General features: G+C 55.5%; 3 protein-coding genes. 1 reads left to right on the top strand and 2 read right to left on the bottom strand.

Annotated elements, in window-relative coordinates; genetic code table 11:
- Nucleotides 1-600 precede the first annotated feature (600 nt).
- Entirely contained in the window at nucleotides 601-4,035 is a 3,435-nt protein-coding gene (locus tag IH971_10275; protein ID MCH7498223.1) for a T9SS type A sorting domain-containing protein, read from the top strand.
- A gap of 85 nt (nucleotides 4,036-4,120) precedes the next feature.
- On the opposite strand, the gene IH971_10270 is transcribed toward IH971_10275, so the two are convergent.
- On the bottom strand, nucleotides 4,121-5,446 hold the full coding sequence (locus IH971_10270; GenBank protein MCH7498222.1) for a hypothetical protein: 1,326 nt from the start codon (nucleotides 5,444-5,446) through the stop codon (nucleotides 4,121-4,123).
- A 34-nt stretch (nucleotides 5,447-5,480) separates the two neighbouring features.
- Nucleotides 5,481-6,434, bottom strand: coding sequence for a hypothetical protein (locus IH971_10265; protein MCH7498221.1), 954 nt, complete (start codon nucleotides 6,432-6,434; stop codon nucleotides 5,481-5,483).
- Nucleotides 6,435-6,797 lie beyond the last annotated feature (363 nt).

Raw genomic sequence — 6,797 nt, 5'->3', positions numbered from 1 at the left:
ATTGGCAATATAGGTGCAGATCCGTTAATAGTAAGTGATATATCGTCGGATAACCTCGCTTTTACTGTGGATACATCCACCTTCACGCTGCTTACCGGGCAGTCGCTATCGGTCCAGGTAACATTTTCCCCCTCCGCCATTCAAACCTATAGCGGTAGTTTGACGATAAGTAGCAATGACCCCGATGAATCGACCCTGACTGTGGCCCTTCAGGGTGAGGGCGTGGTTCCACCTGCCATTTCAGTTAAGCCCGATTCCCTGAGCGCGGCGCTCTTCACTGGAGATTCTTCGGTCCAGACCCTGACCATTGACAACAGTGCCGGGGGGAGCGATCTGAATTTCGATATATCGATCCAAGGGCCAGCGGCGGCAGCAGTGGCTTCAATAAGTATTGGCCTTGAATTTTTTAGGCGAGAATCAATAATTGATCTAGAGTTGATGAGAGAAAACAAAGCAGCAGCACCACAGCCTACCTTTCCCGCCACCACCCGTCACGGGCAGCCAAAAGAATGGGAGGCTATTGAGGCACCCCGTCGGGTAGCTAGGATGGTTCTGCGAATACCACCAAAAAGAATTTCTCCAAGCGCATCGCTCCCGGTAGTGATTGAGGATCCCGTAGGTGATGGTGGAGTGGTGGATATCATTCTCGTGCGGGGGGCGAGCACTTCAGGCGTACTGGAAATTGAAATGGTATTTGCAACGGTGCTAGACCCGTTCGATTTTGGAGGTTTTCTTTCTCTTGACATAGACCAGGACCCCACAACGGGCGTTCCTCCAAGTTTCGGTAACCCTAATCAAGATATTGGCACAGAATTCGAGTTTAGTTTCTTCTCACTCGGCACGGGTGTCGTAGACCTTTTCGATGCTGTTTTGGGTCAATACGTGGGTAGTTTTCCTGTTGAGATTGACTCCTATACTTTACGTTTTTCTACACCGCTGGCCGATATTGGTAATGATGATGGGAAAATGGATGTGACCGGGGTTATAGGAGATGCAATTGGTCCTACCGACTGGTTTCCAGATGAGGGCCATGGAACTATTGGTGTGAGTTGGCTCACCGCCAATCCCGCACTCGGCACGATACCGGCCGGTACCACCATGGATGTCACCCTCACTTTCAATGCCGCAGGCCTCTCAGGGGGCGACTACGATGCCGACATTGTGATCACTAGTAACGATCCGGCGAACCCGGAAGTGCGGGTTTCGGCCCACCTGAGGGTGGACTTCACAACGGCACTGGACGGTTTCCGGATTGACGACGACCAAACGGGCAACAGTTGGGGCAACAGCGATGGCCTAGCCAGTCCCGGGGAGTTTCTGGAGGTCTATCTATCGGTGGCGAATCTCGGCGACAGCGCTATCAGCGGCGCTTATATCATCCCCGATCCAGGCTTTGATCCCTACGTGAGCCCCAATCCTACTTACTTTCTCGACACGTTCATCTCGTCGGCAACAGAGCTGCCGCCGGGCGTGGTTACGGAGTTTCTTGACGACTTTGATTTCTATGTCGATGGAAGTGCGCCGGCCGATCATATCCTGACAGTGCCCTTGGCTATCTATAACGGCAGCGACATCCTGATCGGCGAGGACACCTTGCGGGTCCCAACCAGCGGCAGCGACATCATCGCGCCGCGCGCCCTGCCCGTTTCGGTCAATCCTAGCGGCTACAGTCCGGTGGGCACACCCATCACCATCGAGGCGTTCATCTGGGAGGCGGGTGGGATTGCCGGGGTGAGTGCTCAGATCGAGGCGCCGGATGAGAATGTGGTGGCGGCGCTGGTCATGGTGGATGACGGGACCAACGGCGATGTCTTGGCCGGAAACCGCGTTTACACGGCTCAGTTCACGCCAGTGGTCGAGGCCGATTTCTTCGTGGATATTCAAGCTTCCGACGGCTTCGGGAACTCTGGTCTCCTGGAAAACGCCAACGGGTTCACCACGCAGCTGTTCACGCCCAGCCAGCCGATGCTGCTGGTGGCCGATGACAATCCCCGGGGGTTGGGCCGCAACTATGAAGATCTGTTCAGCCAGACGATGGATGCCCAGGGCTATGAGTACGATACCTGGCGCAACTGGATGCGGGGCACCATTACCGGGGACGTGTTGGATCAATATCTCGACGGGGTAGTCGTATGGTACATTGGCTGGAACTACCCGACTCTGGACGAGAGCGAGCAGTTGGCTCTGGGACAGTTTCTGGACAATGGGGGCCGGCTGGTGATTACCGATCAGGATTTGGGGTGGGACCTGAATGTGGGCACCCAAGCGGGCAGTGAAGACTGGTATCAGGCCTACCTCCATGCGCGGTTTGTTCAGGATGACATCGACCTTTACGCCGTTAACGGGGTTCCCGGTCAGTATGTGGGTGAGAACATGCGCATACCTCTGACGGACATCTACACAGGGGGAACAGGTGTAGGCTTCTATCCTGATGAGATCGCACCGTTGCAGGGTGCAGCTACCGTGCTGGCTTATGACACGTTGGCGGTGCCGCCGTTCGGCGCCGCTGGCAGGCGCTCGAGCCCGGTCTATGATGTCTTTGAGCGGGGCGCACCTCCATCCAGTCCCATAGGTGCTCGGCTATTGGGGGGCTTAAATACTGGCGATGGACCGATGCAGGCCGGCAGCCGCACCGGCTCGCAAAGCCGGCGCCCAGCTTCGGTCGCGGCTGACCCGATTAGGGAAGAGGCTGCGGCCGCCGTGGCTGTGAATACCGCTAGGCACCGGCTAGTGTACTTTGCTTTTGGCCTTGAGGCGGTCGTCGACCCTGCTCAGCGGACTGCGCTGCTGGGTCAGGCAGTGGAATGGCTCCAGGGTCTGCCCACCACTGACCAGATGCCGCCCCGGATCATTTCCATCGATGATGTGCCTGAGGACCAGGGCGGCTGGGCAGCGGTCACCTGGGCTGCGTCGGCCAACGACCGCGCCTCTATCCCTGATCAAGTGGCCTCCTACACTATCTGGCTCCGGAATGACCTCCCCGCCGATTCTCCTGCCGGCGTTGGTCCCAGCGTGCCACCGACGGTGGAGCGACAGGCAACCCAGGGGCACACCACGCCGGTATCCAAGCCCTCGGGCAAGGATGAAAGTGACTTACACTCGCTTCTCGCTCAAGAACCGGGCAGCCTTGCACACGCTGTGGAAGGAGTGAGCAAGGCAGCTGCGCAAAGCGATTGGTCGGGTGAAACTGCGGGGGTGCCAGGTCCAGATCCGGCGGAAGAGGTTCAGGTGATCCTGAGCAGCGATGGGGAATGGATCAGCCTCGGATCGGTGAACGCCACCCAGGATTCAGTGTATACCTTCCTGGCGCATACGCTGCGCGACTCCAACCATACAGGTCTTCACTGGAGCTATTTCAAGGTTTCAGCCCACGGCTCCACCGATCCCGATCACTTCTCGTTCTCGGAAGTTGACAGCGGATATTCGGTGGACAATATCGCACCCGGTGTGCCAGCCAATCTGATGGCGATCCCCACCGATGTCGATGTGCATCTGAGTTGGTCATACGATTTCGGTGCGGCAGCCGATTTCCAGTACTTCGCCATGTACCGGGGCACAGAGGCCGGCTTTGCTCCCCTCCATGCGGACAGCTCCCTTACCACCACTACCGATACCGTCTATACTGATGAGCAGGTGGAGCCGGGAGTCGCCTACTTCTATCGCGTAGCAGCGGTGGACTATAATGGCAACTTCAGTGAGCTCAGCGGGGAGGCGACCGGTAGCTTGCTGGCCGTGGTTGAGGGAGCAGGCATTCCGGAGGCCTTCGCCCTCTGGCAGAACTACCCTAATCCCTTCAACCCCAGTACCATTATCCGCTTCGACCTGCCCGAGGCCACACACCTCACCCTGATCATCTACGACCTCCTCGGCCGGGAGGTGGCGCGCTTGCGGCAGGGCGCCATCGAGCCGGGCTACCACCAGGTCGTCTGGAACGGCCGGACCGCCGCCGGCCAGGAGGCCACTGCGGGGCTGTATATCGTCCGGCTGGTGTCTCCAACCTTCACCCGGAAGATCAAGATGGTGCTGCTGAAGTAAGGAAAAGTCACAACCAAAGTCATTTCCCCGGATACAGGTTTTGAATTAACGGCGGGTTGGCGCACGCCAAAAAATCCGCAGTTTATTATTGAGCGTCACAACTTGGAACGCCGGCAGGCCGGAAGCCCCAACTCAGGATGTCATGGTTTTCCCATGCATCACCGGTAGTCGCAGCAAACCCTACCCACGCCTGGCCGACGAGAAGATTCACAATGGCATCCAGATGAAGAGACGCGTTCAGGACCGGCGTTAGCAGATCATCCATATAAATGATCATGGTGCCGGGCACATAAGTGATCCTCACGGTATGAATTTCGCCGTCTGACATGTTGGGGATTTGATTCGTGGAGCCGAGAGAATAGTTGTGCGGAATAAGACCCCCAGGTTGAATACTGATATGATTAGGGCTGGGATCAAGATGTTCTGGGTTCAACTCGGTATCAAATTCGATAGCCAGGCCATTCCAGATCCCGCCGTAGCCTCCGTCTGAATAAGCGTCGGCCCGAATGTTCTGGACAACAAATGCAAAATTATCGCCGCCACCATTTACTAAATCTGATATCCGGAATTCAAAGACCGTTTCAAACCCGGCCTTTACTTGCCGGCGGGATCTAAACCATGCCAGCCCTGTCTGATTAGGAGCTGATGGGGTGAGACGCAACGCGTCATTTTGCTGGGCAGCGTCGCCCTTGAGAATGAGACCGGCAGTTGAGCTGAAATCGGGATAGACAAAAGTCCCGGGATCCTGTGCAGTCGAAGATGTACATACTTCCAGCTCCACGGTATCGGCGACCTCGTTTCCATGGATATCTCTCGCCACAACCTGGATGCTGTGGCTCCCTACGTCCTCTATGGTGGCATTCCAGGTCCATGAATAGGGCGGGACACTTTTTTGTTCTAGATGCATGGTATCAATAATGCATGAGACGGATGCCACCCCTTGGCCTTCAGGGATTTCTGCGGATATGGTAATATCCCTTTGCAATGACCACCAGTTCAGTGCCACCACCGCTCCATCTTCCGGAATCTGGATGAAGTGCGGATCAGGCTTTGCGATGACGATCCCTATGACAATCTCGCGCTCGTCGCCGACATCATTCCGTGCAATCGCGCTGATGGAATGGCTGCCGGTATCTGCAAGGGTGGCTACCCATTCCCAGGAATAGGGTGGCGATTCCAGCTCCCCAAGTGACTGATCGTCAACATAGCAGATTATCGAGGTTATACCCCCACCAGTGGGATCGATAGCGGTGATCGTGACTACCTGCTCCTCGGTGAACAAATTGAATGAAAATACTGCACCGTCTTCCGGCTCTTCGAATAACAAAAGAATCTGCTCATCGACAATGTTGAAAAAGCCACATCCTGCAACAGTTGCCAGAGCACCTGTCAAAACAAATCTTGACAGCATGTTACAGCTGTGGATTACGCCCACAATTCCTGCCCTAATTCCGCCAACTTATCGAGTAGGCGATGTTGGCGACCCAGACGGTCCGGCCTAGAGGCCGACCCCGGCCGGGAAGGGGAATTGCGCGCAGTTCCAACGATAGCTGCTTACTGCCGATTTGCGCACCGGGAGATAGCACCAGGCCGGTTCCGAACGCTCCCCCCTCGCAGCCAGAGCCACCCCATTCACTGCTGTATAGTGCTACGCCGCCGCCAAGAAACAGCGCAGCCCCCATCTCTGGTTTGCCCCATTTTAAGTGACCTTCGATCAGGCCATATCCCAAGTTGAATGACTCGGTACAGGGACTGATTGACGATTTAGATACCCCATTCAGGAAACCCGCCGTGAAAGCCAGCGATAAGGGTGGAAGTCTGTTTGCATTGATGGTGTGGGAGAATTGGTAAGAAACACCAAAGTTGATTCCGGGCCCCTGAAGGTGACTGCTCTGCAGGATTCCGGCAGCAATTTGCCATGGGAAAACCAGCCAGCCCTCCGGCTGACGTGGTGGAGGCGGGACTCTCTCCTCCTCGGCCACCTGCCGTTGCTTCGTAGTTTCCCCGGCATCTGGTTCAGCGGGGATGCTGGTTGGCTGAGGGTGGTCTGCCGTTTTGTCGAGGGGCAGGCCGGTCTCCGGGACAAAGGCTGGTTGCGGCGTCGGCAATCCCACCTCAGGTCCTACCTCCATTGGCTGAGGCTCCTCCGGCGACACAGGTTTTGCCACATATGTTCTACCGTCCTCAAATGCCAACCGCCCATCTGCTAATGTCACTCGCTTCACTTCCCATAAATCATATTGAACCGTATCAGTTTCGCCTTGTATTTGAAAATAAATATGGGTATAAGTAATCTCAATCAGCCTGCCTGAGAATTCCCTGTCCATAAAATCAACCAGCAGGTCTTGAGATAACAGGGGCGTGGCAATCACAATCAATAAAACGAGGGTTCTTAGCACGATTGATGGCCTGCGCAATTACATGTTAAAACGCAGAAAAGGCAAAAAACGCCCCAGAATCCGCCCTTAACAGGATCAATCGTCGAAGAATCGAGTACGTGAAACACCGTCTCAATCGACCTTCCATGCTCAGGTTGCATCGGATCAGACACTCTTGGACTTCTGGGGCTAATCCTAAGAGATAAACTCCGCTTTTCCAAGGATTATCTGATGCCTCATTTGAAGCGTCCTCTGCTTGATCTTCTCCCGTCTGTCCAGGATTTGTCTGCTCCTCCCTTCATAGACGTCAACGGGCTTCACATTGTTGAGCGACTCATGATACCGCTCATGATTATAGTACTTGATGAACCGTCCGATCTCCTG

It is taken from the genome of Candidatus Neomarinimicrobiota bacterium, from assembly GCA_022560655.1.
Lineage (GTDB): Bacteria > Fidelibacterota > Marinisomatia > SCGC-AAA003-L08 > TS1B11 > JADFSS01.
This window is presented reverse-complemented; position numbering and strand designations above follow the sequence as displayed.

Coding starts and splice junctions, on each gene's coding strand:
- IH971_10270 (MCH7498222.1), bottom strand. CDS start 5,446: ATGCTGTCAAGATTTGTTTTGACAGGTGCTCTGGCAACTGTTGCAGGA.